Raw genomic sequence first — 18,652 nt, 5'->3', positions numbered from 1 at the left:
ATTTTTACTATCCAACATTCACGGGTAATCGACGAATGGCACAGATCGACGACACCGCGCTGGTTTTCAAGAACCTATCACCAGCACAATTGGTAGAGCAGGCTCTTACGCGCGGCGAAGGCAAATTATCTGACACAGGCGCGCTGGTCACTGAAACCGGCGCCCGTACCGGCCGTTCCCCAGCGGACCGCTTCGTTGTGGAAGAGCCCTCCACCGCCGACAGCATCGCCTGGGGCAATGTGAACCGCCCCTTTCCGCAGGATAAATTCGATGCCCTGTGGGACCGTGTAGAGGCATTTGTCTCCGGTGGTGACAGCTTCGTGCAACAGCTCCATGTTGGCCAGGACGAAGATCACTACCTGCCGGTTGTCGTAACCACCCAGACCGCGTGGCACAACCTGTTCGGCCGCAACATGTTTATCCGCGCTGAGAAGTACAACCCCAAGGGCAAGGAAGAATGGCGCATCCTGCACGCACCAAACTTCGTGTGTGAGCCCGAGCGCGACGGCACCAACTCCGAGGGCTGTGTAATTATCAACTTTGGCCAGCGCAAAGTTCTGCTGGCTGGCATGCGCTACGCCGGTGAAATGAAGAAGGCAATGTTCTCCGTTCAGAACTTCCTCCTGCCGGAAAAAGACGTAATGCCCATGCACTGCGCTGCTAACGTTGGTGAAGACGGCGACACCTGTCTGTTCTTTGGCCTGTCCGGCACCGGTAAGACCACCCTATCCGCGGACCCGGAACGCTACCTGATTGGCGACGATGAGCACGGCTGGACCAAGGGTGCAGTATTCAATATGGAAGGTGGTTGCTACGCGAAAACCATCGACCTGAGCCAGAAGAATGAGCCGGTAATCTGGGATGCCATTCGTTTCGGGGCCATCGTTGAGAACGTGGTAACCAACGAACACGGCACTGCTGACTACTGCGACACCAGCCTCACCGAAAATGGCCGCTGCTCCTACCCACTGGAACACGTGGAAATGCGCCAGCTGGAGAACCGCGCCGGAGAGCCGAAAAATGTAATCTTCCTCACCTGTGACGTATCCGGTGTATTGCCCCCGGTATCCATCCTCTCCAAAGAGGCTGCGGCATACCACTTCCTATCTGGTTACACCGCGCGCGTGGGCTCTACCGAGCTAGGTGCAGAAGCCGGTATTCACCCGACCTTCTCCACCTGCTTCGGCGCACCTTTTATGCCGCGCGCTCCTCGCGAGTACGCCGACCTGCTGATGAAGCGCATCGAGGACTTCGGCTCCAAGGTTTACCTGGTCAATACTGGCTGGACTGGTGGTTCAGGCAATAATGGCAAACGTTTCCCGATCCCAGTAACCCGCGCAGTAGTTGCCGCTATCCAGAACGGCGCGCTACAAGGCACCGCCACCGAGCACCTGGAAACCCTGAACCTGGACATTCCTTTGGAAGTACCGGGTGTAGACAAAGCCTACCTGAACCCACGCGAAGCCTGGGATGACAAAGCAGCCTACGACGACCAGGCCGGCAAGCTGGCCAAACTATTTGCCGAAAACATTGAGAAATTCAATGTGAACGATGAAGTGAAGAACGCCGGTCCCAAGGCCTAAGTTCCACTTCCCAGAACACTCCACAACGATATCAAATCGCTGAGGAGTCTAAAAAGCCCCAAGGCCGCAAGGCCTCGGGGCTTTTTTATGCACAGTTCAGCCCACCCTACTCAACTGCCCCGCCGAATTTTGCGGCTATAGTGTTTAAACAAACGCCGACGATTTGGGCGCCTGCGGATCGAAGCCCCGCTCCGCAGTACAGCTCCAGGAGCAGAAGTCTCAGCTCATGTCCGCTGACAAATTTTTGATACGTTTCAACATACTGTACCCATACCGGCCGCCCGGTCGCAGGGTTAACCGGGTGGTGGTTGTATTCCTGACACTACTGCTGGCTTCAATATTGCTGATACTGTGGCTTTTTCTCTACCAAAAGTCCCTGGATAAGCCCTATGTGGAGATAAGGGGCCATCGTGTTGCCAGCGCAGATAATTTTGATGGATTCCTGCGCTACGGCGACAACCGGGAACGGGTACAGGCTCTCAGTCGCTACCTGGCGAGCCGGGGTATAGCAAATGTTGTCCCAGTAAGTAGCTTGCTACGCCAGGGCGGCGGATGGATAGAATTGAGAGAACCTCCTTTTGCTATCCCACCCCAAAGCGAGTGGCACAACATAGTCAAGACTTTGACACTACTGCGGGATCAGATCATTCCTCTAATTGGCTCTGTAGATGTGGTCGCAGGATTTCACAGTGACGCTTATAACCGCAAGCTGGAACACAGTGACAAGGCCCATCATCGAGACTTTTGTGCCCTGGACCTGATCCCCAAATCGAATATCAGTCACCGGGAGCTAGTGGAGGAATTGCGCGCCCTTCACGCGCGCCTCGGCCCGGAGAGCAATTTCGGCCTCGGCCTCAGCGATGGAGTGCGCTTCCATATCGACACCTGCGGCTATCGCATCTGGTAATTGGCGGAGATGCCCATGGATATTCAAGACAACAAAGCTACCGAAACCAATAGCCCGCGTCGCCGATTACTGCTGCTTGCTGCCATTCTCATCGCAGCCATTATTACCGTATTACTTTTTACTTCAGAGAAAACACGGGAGCTCGGCGAGCGTTTAATCAGCCCCATCGATTTACTACCATTACCAGAAATCCCGGATATTTATGATATTCAGGGGTATCCAGCGGCATCTGAGCGGCTCTTCAGCCGCTTTCTTAAACAGGAAGACAACAATATCCTGTTTTCCAAGCTGAAAAATTTCCTGCGCATTAATCAGGTAGACCAGGTTGTGCCCCCGTTTGAATTGTTGCGCCAAGGCAGCGATTGGCAGGATCTGGATGAACCGCCATTTGCCATTCCCCCGGTAGGAAACTGGGGAACCATGGTATACACCCTGCGGGCAGTGCAGCGTGAAATCGTTCCAATTATCGGCCCCGTCACCGTAGTCTCCGGTTGGCGCACCACCAGCTATAACAGTAAGGCCGGCGGCTCCAGGGGCAGCAAGCACCTGCACTTTTGTGGACTGGATATAGTTCCGCAGAAAAAGTTCTCTCGCGAGCAACTGGTACCAGTACTGAAGAATATCCATAAGTACAACGGCCAACAGTGGAACATGGGCCTGGGCATCTATAAAGGTATTCGCTTTCATGTGGACACCTGCGGTTACAGGCGCTGGTAAATCCCTCTTGCTTCTGCTTAGATAGAGCGCAAATAAGGCGCCCGATACCACAGGGCTTTTGCAGAAGCAGAGGAAGTTCCCGTGCAGGAAAAATTGGAAAGGCGCTCGTTTATCCTTTCACTTCTATTGGTTTCAGTAGCCTTCCTGCTACTTGTAAAACCTTTTTTCACACCGATTTTCTGGGCTTGTGCCATCGCCCTGATCTTTTACCCGGTATACCGCCTTCTGATGCAGCGTTTTCCAAACTCGCCCAATTCCATGGCGCTGCTGACCCTGTTCATGTGTATTGTGCTGCTGGTGATACCGGTACTGGTGGTGGCCACTTCTTTTATCAATGAGGCGGTAACGCTTTATCACAAAGTACAAAACGGTGAGATTGATATTTCCAAATCTCTGGAGCAGGTGCGCAGCGCCTTCCCACGGGTCAACGATATGCTTGAGAGCATAGGAGTGGACATTGAGGAGGCCAAGCAGCGCCTACTCGGCGGAGTAATGAATGCGGGCAGCTTTGTCGCCAGAAATGCTATCGAGGTGGGCCAAAACACTGTTAACTTTTTTGTCATGCTGGGTCTGATGCTCTATCTCACCTTCTTTTTAATCCGCGATGGTGAGCGGCTAGTTAACCTGATAATACACGCGCTTCCCCTCGGCGATGAGCGCGAGCACCTGCTTCTGGCCAAGTTTGCCGAGGTCACCCGTGCAACCATCAAGGGCAACCTGGTGGTCGCCATTACCCAAGGCACCCTGGGCGGTATTATTTTCTGGGTCCTAGACCTACCTGCACCGCTTTTGTGGGGGGTCCTGATGACACTGTTATCACTGCTACCAGCAGTAGGTGCAGCATTGATCTGGTTCCCCGCATCCATTTACCTATACGGGGTAGGGGAACCCATTAAAGCCACTATATTGCTCGCCTACGGATTTACTGTGATCAGCCTGGTAGACAATATACTGCGCCCGATTTTAGTTGGGCGGGATACCAAGCTGCCAGACTATCTGGTGCTGTTTTCCACTGTGGGCGGCCTGTTTATGTTTGGTGTCAGCGGCTTTGCCATAGGCCCGCTACTCGCCGCGCTGTTCATCGCCTTTTGGGAAATTTTTATGCGGGAGTTTGTGCACCCGGAAGATATGCTGATGCCACCCAGACCTGATAGCGAGTAAAACTCACCTGGACTCTTTAACGCTCTGTGGGAGCCTGAGACTCCCTTTGACGTAGCGCTTTCAGGCGCTGGTTGAGATCACTCATCGGCGCCTGGTCAACCAGTAACACTCCCTGGTTGGCCCTGTCTAAATCGGCGATCAGCAAAATCACCGTGGCAAAAGTGAGAGCCAGTGCCAGTACAACCTGCACCGAACCACCGCGGCTGATCCCCAGCTGGTAACCAATCGCCAGCATGGCCAGTATTGTCATAAAGTACAGCGCCAGCCACAGGGGGGCGGGAATACGATACTGCAGGCCCACCACCACCCTTGCGCGATGCAAGTCCATCAGGGTGTTTACCGGATCGGAAAATTGGCGCAGGTAATCCGCATTGTAAGCCTGGGCAATATGGCTCTGTACCAGTTGCCACAGCTGCCGCTGAATTTCCTCACTGCGTTTGATATCAGCAGAGCTTACCGGTGTAGAGGGATCAAAATCACGCAGATCCACATATTCCGCAAGCAATCCACGGGCGCGCTCACGTTTCGTTTTCTCAAGAAAGTCCGCATTCAGGTAGGCCGCCAGGATAGTATTAACCTCTTGCAACAACAGAGCCTTGCGCTCATTAAAGCGGTCCGCGGTCATATTGAAGGTAAACGCTAAAACAAATGCCACCAAACCAAGCGTTGCCGCAACAGCACTGCCAATCGACGACTCACCAGCAACACTCTCTCTTCTCTGGCGCCTATGCCCCCAGAATACCCCTAACGCCAAAGCGCAGAGAACCAGTGCCACTGTAATCAGATATATCAGGGGCAATGGCAGCAAATAGAAAATATTACCCGAGTGCATAAGAGTCCCCACAGACTGAGGAAAGTCTGGCCCAGCGGGGTATCACTGGCCAGTTTTTCCAGGCTCTCTGCAGGGCTAAAGAAGTGGCGTATTTATAATGAACCTACTAGTTTGTACCATATGGCAGCGGTAGCATAGGCGCAACATATCCGAGAGCGAACATACTATGAAATACTGGATTACCCTGGTTTTAACTACGCTGATCAGCCTGCCATTGATGGCCCTTGAGGTTGGTGACAGAGCACCGGACTTCTCTCTTCAAGGATCAGACGGCAATACACACAGACTCGCTGAACACAAAAATAGAAATGCAGTAGTAATCGCCTGGTATCCACGTGCCTTTACCAAGGGCTGCACGATAGAGTGCAAATCACTGGCAAAAAATGGACACAAGATTCGCAAGTTCAATGCTGCCTACTTTATGGCAAGCACCGATGATATTGATGAAAATACACGCTTCGCTAAGCACAATGAAGCCGACTTCCCTCTCCTGAGCGATCCTTCAGGTGAAGTCGCCAAGGCTTACGGCGTGCTAGTTCCAATGATCAATATTGCCCGGCGTATTACTGTCTATATCGGTAAGGATGGGAAAGTCCTGAAAATTGATAAAGACGTTAACCCTGCCACCAGTGCAGAGGATATTGCCAGAAACCTGGCCAAACTAGGCATAGAAAAGAGTGAGCCCTAAAAATATTAATAAATCTGGCCCGAAGCACTCAGGGCCAGATTTATCCGAATCAACTTTATTTATGACATCATTCTATTACGAAAGAAATGCCAAAGCAGCACTTCTCTCCCTCAAACTCCCCAAGCCACTTGCAAACACTTAACGTAGCCTCACCTCGACTGGATTTAATTACGTGCTCTAGCAAATAATCCGGCTCACCGGAAGCAAAGACGCGCTTATCCGCCTCTCGCAGAGCTTGAGCATTTTCCGCCCAAGTTAGTTGAGCGTCGGTTTTTCCCACTACATCCTCACCGGCCAACTCGCAAATTTTGCGATTACCCCAAATATATTTTTCATCTTGATCTTTTACCCAAAAAAGAAACGGCACATTATCAACAACTCTAAGCTCTTCAGCGTTCATAGAACTCCATCTCCAGCCACTACATTCATATTTGAACTGCATTAATAAATGCAAGTGTAAAAGCCAAAGGAGGTTTTGCCTTTATCATTCATTGAGTATTAACATGAAAATTCTTATTTCATCTTTGTCAGAAATAGCCGGAGGCACAAAAATAGTTCTTAATTGCCGCTAATCTCCAGCTCTTTTAATTTTCTTGTCAGGGTATTTCGTCCCCAACCAAGTAAATCTGCGGCATCACGCTTGCGCCCGGCCGTATGCTTTAAAGCAATCTCGATCAGGGCACGCTCAAATGCGGGAACTGCCTCACTGAGTATTTCGCGCCGCCCGGATGACAGGGCTTGATCAGCCCAAATACGTAGGGCTTTTTGCCAGTCCAGTGGGGTTTCGCTCTCCTGCCCTTGTTGGTGCAGTTCCTGGGGCAAGTCTTCGATATGTACTTCACGGCCAGAGGCCATAACGGTAATCCAGCGACAAGTATTTTCGAGCTGCCGTACATTTCCAGGCCAATCCAAACCTGACAGGTAACCCTCTGTTTCCTTAGTCAGGATTTTTGGTTCCACCCCGAGGTCTTTTGCGGCAGCATTGAAGAAGTGACGCACCAGCCTTGGGATATCTTCACGGCGATCGGCCAACCTTGGAATATGAATGCGAATTACATTCAAGCGATGAAATAGGTCTTCGCGGAATTTATGCTGCAGTACCAGCTCCTCAAGGTTTTGATGGGTGGCGGCAATAATGCGCACATCCACTTTTACCGGAGTGTGTCCGCCAACCCGATAAAACTCCCCATCCGCCAATACTCGCAGAAGCCGCGTCTGGGTTTCTGCCGGCATATCACCAATTTCATCCAGGAAAAGGGTACCGCCATTGGCCTGCTCAAAACGCCCGGCACGCTGGGAGCTGGCCCCGGTAAAAGCGCCTTTCTCATGCCCAAACAATTCAGACTCCATCAAGTCTTTCGGAATCGCGGCCATATTCAGGGCGATAAAGGGTTTTTCCCTTCGTGGACTGTGATTGTGCAACGCCTGAGCCACCAGTTCCTTACCAGTGCCAGACTCACCATTGATTAATACAGTGATATTTGAGTGAGAGAGCCTGCCGATCGCACGGAAAACTTCCTGCATCGCCGGCGCTTCACCAATGATTTCTTTATTCTCGGTGCCATTATCCTGTTCAATGCGCTCTTCCTGCGCCTGCTCACTGGCGTGCACCAGGGCACGGCGTGTAACCGCTACAGCCTCATCAATATCAAAAGGCTTAGGCAGATATTCAAAGGCACCGCCCTGATAGGCGGCGACAGCACTATCCAGATCCGAGTGAGCAGTCATAATAATTATCGGCATGTTTGGACGTTCCGCCTGGAAGCGCTGAAGCAACTTGAATCCATCGGAGCCCGGCATACGAATATCGCTAATCACCACGTCCGGTGAATCGCTGTAAAAATCATCCAGGGCACGATCGCCACTCTCGTAGCATTGGGTTTCTATCCCCTCCCGAGAAAGCGCCCGCTCCAGCACCCAGCGGATAGATCTGTCGTCGTCAATTATCCAAACGCGATTACTCATTCTCTAGGTTCCTGTATTGGCTAATTCGATAGTCAACGGCAAATAGATCTGGAATACCGTGCGACCGGGACGGCTGTCACACTTAATTAGGCCGCGATGCTGACTGATAATGTTCTGTGATATGGATAGCCCTAAACCGGAGCCCTCCGCGCGCCCTGATATCATCGGGAAGAAGATCCGCTCACGGATCTCCTCGGGAATACCGGGACCGTTATCTTCAATTTCGATACGGCATACCAGTGGACAATTGCGACGACCAATTGTGAATTGGCGCTGGACCCGTGTGCGCAATACCATCTCCCCACTGGCGAGACCGATACTCTCATTTATCGATTGCATCGCATTGCGGGCGATGTTCAGCAGTGCCTGGATCAACTGTTCGCGATCCGCTGGTACATCCGGGATAGAGGGGTCGTAATCCCTGCGGATACTCAGTTCACCATCACATTCCACCTCTAGAAGCTGTGCCACTCGCTCCAGGATTTCATGGACATTGGTCTCCGCCAGTTTCACCGGCTGACGCGGTCCCAACAAGCGGTCCACCAAATTGCGCAGGCGGTCCACCTCCTCAATGATGATCTGTGTGTACTCTTCCAGAGAGGCATCTGGTAACTCTCTCTGAAGCAGTTGTGCCGCACCGCGGATACCGCCGAGGGGGTTCTTCACTTCATGTGCCATGCCCCGCACCAGGTTACGCGCAGTTTCCTGGGTACTGAGCAATGCATCTTCACGTGCAATGCGCAGCAGGCGGTCCATAGGTTGCACCTCAAGCAGTAAAACACCTAGCTCTGGCACAGGACTCACCGAGTAATCCACAGTGCGCGTATCCAGGTTGTGCAGACGCCAACGAGCGCGGCGCACCGTATATTTTTCACAACTGACCAGCGCATCACGCATGGCTTTTTGCGCAGCTGCAGATTCTCGCACGACCTCTTCCAACGGCAATCCGCTGACCCTTGCACTGGATGCCGCCAGCAAATCCTCGGCCGCATTGTTCAAGTAACAGAGTGATAACGTGTCATCCAGCACCATAACGGCTGAAGTGAGACTGTCTAACAGCTGGCGCAGCTGGCGATCATTGAGCATTCAGTGGTTTCCGGTTCTCTGCGGCGGCCGGGGTAGGGTTAGCACCCGGCGCGATAAGCCCTTGTATCTAGCCAGTGCAAAAAGCAAACCAAAATGGCGCACAGGGCTATTCAGGCCCACATTGGTTGCTTCTGATGGGCATTTACAGTGCGCAATCGATAGGATTTGCCTAATCACCCCCAAGAGCATTGGAGCTGCACAGCTCAGCCAGGAGAATGCACCACAATGGTGCGAAGGTCAAAATTTAATCAGCCTGGGGAGGGAAAGGCGGGCTGTGAATTGTTAGCGGAGACCCGCTAACGCCCTTGACGATAGCGGTAATACAAACCAATCAGGGCTGAGACTGGGCCAAACTGGGCCCAAGTGACACTTTGGTTGACTGAGGTGCCCGAAGGATAGAGCTATCCAATTGGGCAACGCTGGGGCGCTGCACATAAACAGTAATGACTTTTGATTGAGCCAGAATGCGCCCACTGGCATCGATAAGTACCGCCTGCACACTGTGACTACCGCGCTCCAGCGCTGAGATATCCAAGCTGGAGCCGGTTGAATTGCCGCGCCAGGGTTGACCATCCACCACCGCATAAAAGCTGGCACCCTTTGGATATGACGGTTGCACATCCACTTGTAGCGGAATAAAACGCTGTCCCGGGGGGATAGTTGCGCCATCCAGGGGGCTCACAATCTGGATTGACATCGGCCCTGCGTAGCTCTCTTTGCTGCCGTCATCCTCTACATCATCTTTAGGGGATAGCTTGCGTGAAGGCAGAGGGCGAGGCAGGGTGATAGGCTGGACATTGATTGGGGCCAGCTCTACCTTTTGCGCCTCACCACTGGCTGGTGGAGTATCACTGAAAGTCACGCGCCCGTCGGGGCCGACAGTCTTGTAGATAGCACCAGAGCTGCTGCCACCATCGGTACCGGCAAAAGCCATCAGGGGGGCGACAAGGAAAAGTGCCTGAAACGATCTCAAAAATCCCATAACGTGATCGACCGCGACGCGGACGCTCCTTTTCTCTTGCCCCAGTCGGGGCCTCAATTGAATGGGGCAACTGCTTCTCAAAGTACCAGATTCGCAGTCGGTAGAATCAACCTCCCCAATAGACAGTTTACCCGCAATAAAAAAGCCCGCACCAGGACGGCGCGGGCTTTTCGCGAACAACTCGGCGGCACCAGTGTGATGCCGTTCGCTATTACACGGAGTAGTACATGTCAAACTCAACCGGGTGAGTAGTCATGTTCAGGCGCTCTACTTCTTCGCGCTTCAATTCAATGTAAGCGTCGATTGCATCATTGGTGAAAACACCACCCTCGGTCAGGAAGTCACGATCCTTATCCAGGGCATCCAACGCTCCTTCCAAACTGGCAGCTACGGTGGGGTACTCGGCCAGCTCTTCCGGGGGCAGATCGTACAGATCCTTATCGGCGGCATCTCCGGGATGAATCTTGTTCTTGATACCATCTAGACCTGCCATCAGCAAGGCAGCAAACGCCAGGTAAGGGTTGGCAGTCGGATCCGGGAAGCGCGTCTCGATACGCTTGCCTTTAGGCGATGTTACGTAAGGAATGCGGATGGAAGCGGAGCGGTTGCGCGCAGAGTAGGCCAGGATAACCGGCGCCTCAAAGCCCGGTACCAGACGCTTATAGGAGTTAGTTGACGCGTTACAAATCGCGTTCAGGGCGCGCGCGTGCTTCACAATACCACCGATGTAGTAGAGAGCAGCCTCAGACAGACCCGCGTAAGCATCGCCGGCAAACTGGTTTACGCCATCCTTGGTGAAGGACTGGTGCACATGCATACCGGAGCCGTTATCGCCAACAAGAGGCTTGGGCATAAAGGTTGCGGTCTTGCCGTAGGCGTGCGCTACATTATGTACGGCATACTTAAGAATCTGAACCTCATCCGCTTTCTTGGTCAGAGTGTTGGCTGCAACACCAATCTCACACTGACCGGCAGTGCCTACCTCGTGGTGATGTACTTCCACCTGTAGCCCCATTTGCTCCATAGCGGAACACATTGCGGCACGCACATCGTGAAGGGAATCAACCGGAGGAACGGGGAAATAGCCGCCCTTCACACCAGGACGGTGGCCGATATTGCCCTCACTGAAGTTATGACCGGAGGACCAAGCCGCTTCTTCGGAATTGATTTTGTAAAAGGCGCCGCCCATTTCGGCACCCCAAGTGATATCGTCAAATACGAAGAACTCGGGCTCTGGGCCAAATAGCGCGGTGTCACCCAGACCGGTGGACTTCAGGTATTCCTCGGCGCGCATTGCGATGGAGCGCGGATCGCGCTCGTAGCCCTGACCGGTGACCGGGTCTACGATATTACAGCGAATAATAACGGTGCTCTCATCGGTGAAGGGATCGAGGAAAGCCGTCTCGTCATCCGGCATCAGGATCATGTCGGATTCATTAATGCCCTTCCAGCCGGCGATGGAGGAACCATCAAACATCTTGCCTTCTTCGAAGAACTCTCCGTCAATTTCCGATACAGGGATGGAAACGTGTTGCTCTTTACCCTTGGTATCGGTGAAGCGCAGGTCCACCCATTTTGCTTCACTCTCATTAATCAAACCGAGCGTTTTCGCTGACATTGCTGTCCTCCAGGTCTTGAAAAGTAATTGGTCGCTATGCCTTTGCTGCCGGCATTCACTCTTTACCTGGCGTGAAATAAAGCAAGGAGTGTGCCAAATTAGGGCAACTGCATCGCTGCGGCGGTTGGCGCCGGTGCGGTCGACAGCTTTGGGCCGACTGGGGCAGGATAAATGCATTGTGGCCGAGCGGCCACAGAAAAGCGCACCATAATGACGCAACTTTACCCCAGTATCGCCCGGTAACGGTGCACAACCAAGTTGCCTCCGGCTAGTTTATAATGCCGCACCTTCTATCAACATGCGGTACCCGACGGATTCCCATGCACTTTGTCGTCAAGTTTTTCCCCGAGATCACCATTAAGAGCAACCCTGTGCGCAAACGTATGTCGCGCCAGCTCAAGGACAATCTACAGCGCCTGCTGCGTCAGCTGGACGACCGTATCCAGGTGCGCAAGGACTGGGAAAAGATCGATGTGATCGCCCCGGACGCTGTAGCACACCTGGGCGACCGAATTGAGGAAGTTCTTTCCCACACCCCCGGTATCGCTAACTTCTCCCGTGTACGCCAGTTTCCACTGGGCGATCTGCACGATATGTATGAAAAGACTTTCTCTGTATGGGGCCCGGCCCTGAAGGGTAAGACTTTTTGTGTGCGGGTAAAACGCACCGGCAAGCACGATTTCCAGTCCCTGGATGTTGAGCAGTATGTGGGCGGTGGCCTCAACAAAAATACCGAAGCGGCTGGAGTGAAGCTGAAGAACCCCGATATCACGGTGAAATTGGAAATTCGCCACGACAAGCTCAATGTGATTGAGGAACAGCACCCCGGTCTCGGCGGCTTCCCCCTGGGAACCCAGGACCCAGTCCTTTCATTGGTATCCGGTGGCTTCGATTCCACCGTGGCCAGCTACCTGACCATGAAGCGTGGTATCCGCACCCACTTCCTGTTCTTCAACCTCGGCGGACGCCAGCACGAGCTGGGCGTTAAGGAAGTCGCCTATTACCTGTGGAATAAATATGGCGCATCCCACCGGGTGCGCTTTGTCACTGTGCCATTCGACGAGGTGGTAGCGGAAATCCTCGAACGCGTCGACGATTCCCATATGGGTGTAATCCTTAAACGCATGATGCTGCGCGCTGCCAGTGTAATCGCCAAGGAACTGGAGGTGGACGCGGTGGTGACTGGTGAAGCTATTGCCCAGGTATCCAGCCAGACCCTGAAAAACCTCGCAGTAATCGATAGCGTCACCGATACCCTGGTGCTGCGCCCACTGATCACCTCCGATAAAACCGACATTATCCGCACCTCTCGGGAGATCGGCACAGAGGAATTTGCCGCGAATATGCCCGAATACTGCGGTGTGATTTCAGTAAAACCCACCACACGCGCAAAAATCGAGAAAGTGGAATCCGAAGAGAACCGCTTTGATTTTACCGTCCTTGATCGTGCTATCAGCAATCGCTCTATTCAAAATATCGATGAAGTGATTGAAGAAGTAGACGGACAGGCACCTGAAGTTGAGATTCGCGAAGAGCCCGGTAATGCGGTGGTAATCGATATTCGCCACCCGGATGAAGAGGAAATGGACCCGCTGGAACTGGAGGGCTGTGAAGTACAAACTATCCCCTTCTACCGTCTGAATAACGGCTTCGCTCAACTGGACCAGGAGCGCGAATACCTGCTTTACTGCGCCCGTGGTGTCATGAGCCGCTTGCACGCCTCCCACCTGATGGATGAGGGATACCGCAACGTGGGCGTGTTGCGCCCACAGATCCCCCACAGGCCGGAAAGCATCAAGAAATAATTCCCGAGCGCGGACAGCCCCGCTATCCGCGCTCCCCTCTTAGCCCCTCAAGCCGACACTTCCACAGTGGGCGGTGATTTTTTACTCAAAATCACTCCCAATTGTCATGCGCCCCCCTATAATCGCCGCCTTTGGCCGGAATGCTGCTGTAGAAACCCCGCAGGCCCCCGCCCCGATTTACCAAGATTTAACGCCCAGAGGCCCCCAGTGATAGAGAATCTGCGCAATATTGCGATTATCGCCCACGTAGACCACGGCAAAACCACCCTGGTGGACAAGCTGCTGTCCCAATCTGGCACTCTCGACCGTCGCGATGAAGGCGCCGAGCGGGTTATGGATTCCAACGACCAGGAAAAAGAACGCGGTATTACTATCCTCGCCAAGAACACCGCCATCCGGTGGAATGACTACCGCATCAACATCGTCGATACCCCAGGACACGCCGACTTTGGTGGTGAGGTAGAGCGTGTACTCTCTATGGTGGACTCGGTACTACTGCTGGTTGATGCAGTGGACGGCCCAATGCCACAGACACGCTTCGTAACCCAGAAAGCGTTCGAGCAGGGTCTGAACCCTATTGTCGTCATCAACAAAATTGACCGCCCTGGCGCGCGCCCCGACTGGGTGATGGACCAGGTATTCGACCTGTTCGACAGCCTTGGCGCCACCGATGAGCAGCTGGACTTCCCGGTTGTCTACGCCTCCGCCCTCAACGGTATTGCCGGCCTCGACGATACCGACCTGGCCGACGATATGACGCCGCTGTTCCAGATGATTGTGGACAAGGTAGAGCCGCCCAGGGTAGACCCCAAAGGCGCCTTCCAGATGCAGATTTCGGCCCTGGATTATTCCAGCTACGTGGGCGTTATCGGCGTAGGCCGCATTACCCGCGGCACTCTGACCCCCAACCAACAGATACTGGTACTGGACCGCGACGGCAACTCCCGCAAAGCCAAGGTTCTACAGGTTATGGGCTACCTGGGCCTGGAGCGCACAGAGGTTGAGCAGGCCAGTGCTGGCGACATCGTATGTATCACCGGTGTGGGCGAACTGAATATCTCCGATACCCTGTGCGACCCGGAAACCCCGGAAGCCCTACCCGCCCTGAGCGTGGATGAACCCACCGTGAGTATGACCTTCCAGGTGAATGACTCTCCCTTTGCCGGCCAGGACGGCAAGTTCGTCACCTCACGCAATATCAAGGAACGCCTGGACCAGGAACTGATCCACAATGTAGCCCTGCGCGTGGAACAAGGCGATTCCCCGGACAAATTCCGCGTATCCGGCCGCGGTGAATTGCACCTGTCAGTGCTGATCGAAACTATGCGCCGTGAAGGCTTCGAGCTGGGAGTCTCCCGCCCGGAAGTGGTTCAGAAAGAAGTAGACGGTGAAATCCATGAGCCCTACGAAGAAGTGGTGATCGACGTTGAAGACCAACACCAGGGTCCGATTATGGAAGAGCTGGGACTGCGCAAGGCTGAGCTCACCAATATGGAGCCGGACGGCAAAGGACGTGTGCGCCTGACCTTTATTGTACCTTCTCGCGGCATGATCGGTTTCCGCAACCAGTTCCTGACCCTGACCAGCGGCTCGGGCATCATGACCAGCATTTTCGACCACTACGGCCCGGTAAAACAGGGTGAAGTGGCCAAGCGCATCAACGGCGTACTGGTCTCCATGGTCAATGGCAAGACGCTGGCCTACGCCCTGTTTGCCCTGCAGGATCGCGGACGCCTGTTCCTCGGCCACGGCGAAGATATTTACGAAGGCCAGGTTATCGGTATCCACTCTCGCGGCAACGATCTGGTGGTCAACCCCACCAAAGGCAAGCAGCTCACCAATATCCGCGCTGCCGGCACCGATGAAGCCCTGACCCTGACTCCGCCCATTCGCCACACTCTGGAGCAGGCGCTGGAGTTTATCGAAGAGGATGAGCTAGTTGAGGTAACCCCCAACCATATCCGCATACGCAAAAAAATCCTTCAGGAAAATATGCGCAAGCGTGCGAAGAAATAACAGGTATTCTCTTCAGCGTAAAAAGGGCCCTGATAGGGCCCTTTTTATTTTTACTCTTGAAGACAAGCCTTGCGCTGGAAATTTAAGCAACCTCGAAAAAATTCTTTATTCGGATAGGCAGTGTTTATTGCCATTTATTTTTCACCAGCACTTAAATTTTTACCTGGAAAATTGCCCTTGTGCATAACCCCAATCAATACTATTGTTATTTTTTTGCTCACATCATAAAAATTAATTCTTGAATCATTTTAAGAGCTCACCATATTGCCCTCAATGTCGTAGAAACTGATTTTATCTTGAAATAAGTAGTTTACTTTTTTGTTTCTTCACTTTCCTTGCACAAATTATCGAGAAAAATTATCTAATTTCAGCGCTTTCCCTAGCTTCATTCGGAACTTTTATCCCCCAATTTTTTCCAATTTTCTCAACTATAAAGTTCACTTCTAAAATACTTGGTTTCATCATCACCAAGGCTCTTGGGAGGTCATTGTCATGTTTTCTTCTCTGCAGTCTCAGGAACGAATAGGGATATTGGAGGGATGTCGCAATGCTTAAAAAAGTAGTAACGCTTGCCACGGCACTCGCTTTAACCGTCAATATCAATGCTCAGGAGATCAAACGTATTTCGGCCTATTGGGCCAACTGGGAGTATTGGGCCGATTCCTCCTTCACCCACGACAATGTGGATTTCTCCAAACTGGCCCATGTGCAATACGCCTTTGCCTAGAATGACGAAGAAGGCACCATCTACTTCACAGATCCCCATGTCTTCTACGGACTGGGGGCCCAGTCTTTCTCCAGCGGTGCAGGCAATGGATGTACCTCATATAGACAAAAACTCCAAGTAAGCCACCCATGAAAGCTTTCGTTACCACAGCTCTCCAACTACGGTATATCAGATATTCACTGTTTTGCAGCGTAATACCTAATCTCCATGCCTTTGTACCTGAAGGATCTAAACATCACATACTTACCTTAATTTGTTTCACATATCAGCAAGTAGTATTTACTTTGCATACCCAATTTAAGTCTAGACATATATTCTCGTCACTCATTTCTATCATATTTTTTACAAAGGCAAGCTCATTAGTAAATTCCAATAATAAAAAATTTTAGAGCTTAAATTGAATATCTGCACTCCGATAGATAGGACTCATTATTCAGCAAGTAAAAATCTGAGAATTTTTATTCTTGCTAAGATTCCATGCACTTTTAATGTGACCAGGGTCAAAATCTATTCCCAGATAAAAACTCGAGACGGCCTCCAAAATATTAAGATGACGACAATTGCCACAACCGAACTCAATAAGCGCTGAGCGCTCTTCGACCGACTCTTGCAGGCAACGGTTTTCCTCATCAAGATATTCACCGAGGTTTAAGTATTTATACACTTTTTGAGCTATATCATCGATTTTATAGGGATCAATCTTAAGCCAAAAATCACATTGAGCACACCCCAGTCACCTTCTATCCCAAGCTACTAAATTCAGCGTCAATTATTTTATTACCTTAAAAAACGTCGCAACCCTGTATCGGGATGACAATCCGTGTAAGCGGCCCGCCCCTTACCAGGAGGCACTACGGCTACTTCGTGGCTCAGCAGCAATTGCATTCCAGGAGAAAATCGATTCGCATATTGCTGTGCGGAGGCGTAGATAGCCTTATGAGTGGAGTGATGGTGCACCCAGTTTTCAAGGTCTTTTAAGGAGGCAAACCAGGCAATTGTTTCAGTATCTGGTCTACCCGGTGCCGGCTGCTCATCACTTAACAGTCGAGCACTGAGACAACGCGACTGAACCGGATGTTTATTCAAGTAGTTTATTCCCTGTTCATATTTCTGACGCAGAGATTTTTGGTAGGCATTCCGTTCTTCAGGGCTGGCAGCAGAATAGCCCTGTACCGTGCGAATCATACATAAATTACCGGGCAGGAATATTTCCTTGTCCGATCGCTCTGCGGCAGGTAGCAACTGTAAGCTTTGTAATTGGCCTGGAAGCCCACTATTTTCTGCAGCGCTTATTCGATCCCGCATCGCACCCCAGTAGGCATGATCATGCTGATCACAAGTATCAAAGTGGCGAAAGATCCCCCAGTCAGCTTCAGGTGTAGAGGCAGAAACCTCGAAATGAGTACGTGGAGCCGTCAATGCCTCATACCATGACCCCGATTTGCCCCGAACTACCCCCTGCAAATCAGTAAAACCTTCCCTCAACCAAGTCATCATGGACTCTTCACAGGACCAGTAGGCAATCGCAATATCGTTATACGCACCCCAAGCATCAATGTGACCTGCCCGCTCATAGTGCATTAGGTCTCGGGTATTGGACAGAGATTCAGTCAATAGCTGAAATAGTGAATCGTCCCGATGGCCACCAACAAACTGTAAGGCAACTTGGCACTGTACATATCGGGAAGTCGGCGGAAGATTCAGTTCCCAGGCTGGATATGGAGGCACAAAATTTTTTGGACGATTTTTCAAACTGACAGATCCCTTTCACAATTTCTCTGTGAATGAAAAATCCCTGTAGATGAGCTTTCCTACTGTCATATTCCAGATTCGTTTTATCAGTAAGAGAAATATGCCCTCCCCAGGCGACATTTCAATACCTTTACTTACAACCATAAAAGCGATGAAAAGTATACTTAGGTGCTGAGGCCTCTTTCATCGTTTTCAGCGAATACTCTAGCTACCTGCTTACTGGCACCATCGTACATTAATAATGTTTGATTAATTCACACGGTGAAGAAACGCCGCTCAACCCGTTTCCACTCTCCGAGGGCAGCGGGAGAGTGCAGGCAAACAGTAAGTTGATCAAACTGACTGGAATATTCATTAAGAACTTCCAGGGCTTCATGCGCGGCAATTGCATGGGGAAAGCGGTTGGTGCCGGCACCCAATGCCGGAAAGAGAATATGTTTTAAACCTTTTTTCCCCGCCAAGCTCAATACACTTTCATAACAGTAGCGGAGCTGCTTAATCGCTTGAGCCCCCCATTGATCACCACTGCTCCACTGTGGAGTAACAGTGTGAAGCAAATAATCTACCGGCATATGGAAAGCATCAGTGATACGCGCCTCCCCCACTGTACATTCCGGTTGTTTTTTACACTGCAGCTCGAGATCTTTACCTCCCAGAGCAAAAACCTGGGCAGAGAGCCCTCGACCGCAAATAAGATGTTTATGTGCAGGACACACAAGTGCATCCCCGCGCAATGTCAGAATATCGCCCCAAGTCAGAATAATTTGTGTCACAGTTTCTCAGTTCTAAAGTTTGGTTTACAGATACTGTAGC

General features: G+C 51.8%; 16 protein-coding genes. 8 read left to right on the top strand and 8 right to left on the bottom strand.

Going from position 1 to position 18,652, the window contains the following annotated elements; genetic code table 11:
• Window positions 1-35 precede the first annotated feature (35 nt).
• The 4 genes from P3339_RS01170 (at window position 36) to P3339_RS01155 (ending at window position 4,368) form a co-directional block, all read left to right on the top strand.
• The gene (locus P3339_RS01170; protein WP_020414131.1) at window positions 36-1,583 is read left to right on the top strand and encodes a phosphoenolpyruvate carboxykinase; all 1,548 of its coding nucleotides are present in this window, start codon (window positions 36-38) and stop codon (window positions 1,581-1,583) included.
• A 226-nt stretch (window positions 1,584-1,809) separates the two neighbouring features.
• Complete coding sequence (locus P3339_RS01165; RefSeq protein WP_282952173.1) at window positions 1,810-2,490, top strand: hypothetical protein; 681 nt, start codon at window positions 1,810-1,812, stop codon at window positions 2,488-2,490.
• A gap of 15 nt (window positions 2,491-2,505) precedes the next feature.
• The gene (locus P3339_RS01160) at window positions 2,506-3,207 is read left to right on the top strand and encodes a D-Ala-D-Ala carboxypeptidase family metallohydrolase (RefSeq protein ID WP_282952172.1); all 702 of its coding nucleotides are present in this window, start codon (window positions 2,506-2,508) and stop codon (window positions 3,205-3,207) included.
• Window positions 3,208-3,288: 81 nt separating this feature from the next.
• Window positions 3,289-4,368: an AI-2E family transporter gene (locus P3339_RS01155; RefSeq protein ID WP_020414128.1), complete on the top strand. Its 1,080-nt coding sequence runs from the start codon at window positions 3,289-3,291 to the stop codon at window positions 4,366-4,368.
• A gap of 16 nt (window positions 4,369-4,384) precedes the next feature.
• On the opposite strand, the gene P3339_RS01150 is transcribed toward P3339_RS01155, so the two are convergent.
• The gene (locus tag P3339_RS01150; RefSeq protein WP_282952171.1) at window positions 4,385-5,200 is read right to left on the bottom strand and encodes a bestrophin-like domain; all 816 of its coding nucleotides are present in this window, start codon (window positions 5,198-5,200) and stop codon (window positions 4,385-4,387) included.
• Between the two features lie 166 nt (window positions 5,201-5,366).
• On the opposite strand from P3339_RS01150, the gene P3339_RS01145 reads away from it, so the two are divergent.
• Window positions 5,367-5,888 (top strand): peroxiredoxin, encoded by a 522-nt coding sequence (locus tag P3339_RS01145; protein ID WP_020414126.1) that lies wholly within the window; start codon window positions 5,367-5,369, stop codon window positions 5,886-5,888.
• A gap of 67 nt (window positions 5,889-5,955) precedes the next feature.
• Here P3339_RS01145 and P3339_RS01140 read toward each other — a convergent pair whose 3' ends face one another.
• The 5 genes from P3339_RS01140 to glnA all read right to left on the bottom strand — a co-directional run bounded on the left by P3339_RS01140 (window position 5,956) and on the right by glnA (window position 11,539).
• Complete coding sequence (locus P3339_RS01140) at window positions 5,956-6,288, bottom strand: PAS domain-containing protein (protein WP_282952170.1); 333 nt, start codon at window positions 6,286-6,288, stop codon at window positions 5,956-5,958.
• Between the two features lie 158 nt (window positions 6,289-6,446).
• Complete coding sequence (ntrC, locus tag P3339_RS01135; RefSeq protein WP_020414124.1) at window positions 6,447-7,853, bottom strand: nitrogen regulation protein NR(I); 1,407 nt, start codon at window positions 7,851-7,853, stop codon at window positions 6,447-6,449.
• 3 nt (window positions 7,854-7,856) lie between these two features.
• A complete protein-coding gene (gene glnL / locus P3339_RS01130) occupies window positions 7,857-8,939 on the bottom strand; it encodes a nitrogen regulation protein NR(II) (RefSeq protein WP_282952169.1) in 1,083 nt (360 codons plus the stop codon).
• 331 nt (window positions 8,940-9,270) lie between these two features.
• Entirely contained in the window at window positions 9,271-9,921 is a 651-nt protein-coding gene (locus tag P3339_RS01125; RefSeq protein WP_020414122.1) for a DUF4124 domain-containing protein, read from the bottom strand.
• 211 nt (window positions 9,922-10,132) lie between these two features.
• The gene (gene glnA / locus P3339_RS01120) at window positions 10,133-11,539 is read right to left on the bottom strand and encodes a glutamate--ammonia ligase (RefSeq protein ID WP_020414121.1); all 1,407 of its coding nucleotides are present in this window, start codon (window positions 11,537-11,539) and stop codon (window positions 10,133-10,135) included.
• Between the two features lie 320 nt (window positions 11,540-11,859).
• Between glnA and thiI the strand changes: the two genes are divergently transcribed.
• The 3 genes from thiI (at window position 11,860) to P3339_RS01105 (ending at window position 16,087) form a co-directional block, all read left to right on the top strand.
• Complete coding sequence (thiI, locus tag P3339_RS01115; RefSeq protein WP_282952168.1) at window positions 11,860-13,344, top strand: tRNA uracil 4-sulfurtransferase ThiI; 1,485 nt, start codon at window positions 11,860-11,862, stop codon at window positions 13,342-13,344.
• A gap of 207 nt (window positions 13,345-13,551) precedes the next feature.
• The gene (gene typA / locus P3339_RS01110; protein WP_020414119.1) at window positions 13,552-15,360 is read left to right on the top strand and encodes a translational GTPase TypA; all 1,809 of its coding nucleotides are present in this window, start codon (window positions 13,552-13,554) and stop codon (window positions 15,358-15,360) included.
• Between the two features lie 547 nt (window positions 15,361-15,907).
• On the top strand, window positions 15,908-16,087 hold the full coding sequence (locus tag P3339_RS01105; RefSeq protein WP_282952167.1) for a hypothetical protein: 180 nt from the start codon (window positions 15,908-15,910) through the stop codon (window positions 16,085-16,087).
• A 777-nt stretch (window positions 16,088-16,864) separates the two neighbouring features.
• On the opposite strand, the gene P3339_RS01100 is transcribed toward P3339_RS01105, so the two are convergent.
• Together P3339_RS01100 and P3339_RS01095 are read right to left on the bottom strand one after the other, a co-directional pair.
• The gene (locus tag P3339_RS01100; RefSeq protein WP_020414117.1) at window positions 16,865-17,839 is read right to left on the bottom strand and encodes a phenylacetaldoxime dehydratase family protein; all 975 of its coding nucleotides are present in this window, start codon (window positions 17,837-17,839) and stop codon (window positions 16,865-16,867) included.
• Between the two features lie 254 nt (window positions 17,840-18,093).
• Complete coding sequence (locus tag P3339_RS01095) at window positions 18,094-18,612, bottom strand: macro domain-containing protein (protein ID WP_282952166.1); 519 nt, start codon at window positions 18,610-18,612, stop codon at window positions 18,094-18,096.
• Between the last annotated feature and the right edge of the window lie 40 nt (window positions 18,613-18,652).

This window comes from Microbulbifer sp. MLAF003 (assembly GCF_030012965.1).
Lineage (GTDB): Bacteria > Pseudomonadota > Gammaproteobacteria > Pseudomonadales > Cellvibrionaceae > Microbulbifer > Microbulbifer variabilis.
The sequence above is the reverse complement of the archived record's forward strand: the minus strand, read 5'-3'. Positions and strand labels throughout refer to the sequence as shown.

What these genes read in the sequence shown, in the direction of transcription:
- P3339_RS01105 (WP_282952167.1), top strand. Translation starts at nt 15,908, where the DNA reads ATGCTTAAAAAAGTAGTAACGCTTGCCACGGCACTCGCTTTAACCGTC.
- glnL (WP_282952169.1), bottom strand. Translation starts at nt 8,939, where the DNA reads ATGCTCAATGATCGCCAGCTGCGCCAGCTGTTAGACAGTCTCACTTCA.
- P3339_RS01160 (WP_282952172.1), top strand. Translation starts at nt 2,506, where the DNA reads ATGGATATTCAAGACAACAAAGCTACCGAAACCAATAGCCCGCGTCGC.
- thiI (WP_282952168.1), top strand. Translation starts at nt 11,860, where the DNA reads ATGCACTTTGTCGTCAAGTTTTTCCCCGAGATCACCATTAAGAGCAAC.
- P3339_RS01170 (WP_020414131.1), top strand. Translation starts at nt 36, where the DNA reads ATGGCACAGATCGACGACACCGCGCTGGTTTTCAAGAACCTATCACCA.
- P3339_RS01145 (WP_020414126.1), top strand. Translation starts at nt 5,367, where the DNA reads ATGAAATACTGGATTACCCTGGTTTTAACTACGCTGATCAGCCTGCCA.
- P3339_RS01165 (WP_282952173.1), top strand. Translation starts at nt 1,810, where the DNA reads ATGTCCGCTGACAAATTTTTGATACGTTTCAACATACTGTACCCATAC.
- P3339_RS01150 (WP_282952171.1), bottom strand. Translation starts at nt 5,200, where the DNA reads ATGCACTCGGGTAATATTTTCTATTTGCTGCCATTGCCCCTGATATAT.
- P3339_RS01140 (WP_282952170.1), bottom strand. Translation starts at nt 6,288, where the DNA reads ATGAACGCTGAAGAGCTTAGAGTTGTTGATAATGTGCCGTTTCTTTTT.
- P3339_RS01125 (WP_020414122.1), bottom strand. Translation starts at nt 9,921, where the DNA reads ATGGGATTTTTGAGATCGTTTCAGGCACTTTTCCTTGTCGCCCCCCTG.
- glnA (WP_020414121.1), bottom strand. Translation starts at nt 11,539, where the DNA reads ATGTCAGCGAAAACGCTCGGTTTGATTAATGAGAGTGAAGCAAAATGG.
- ntrC (WP_020414124.1), bottom strand. Translation starts at nt 7,853, where the DNA reads ATGAGTAATCGCGTTTGGATAATTGACGACGACAGATCTATCCGCTGG.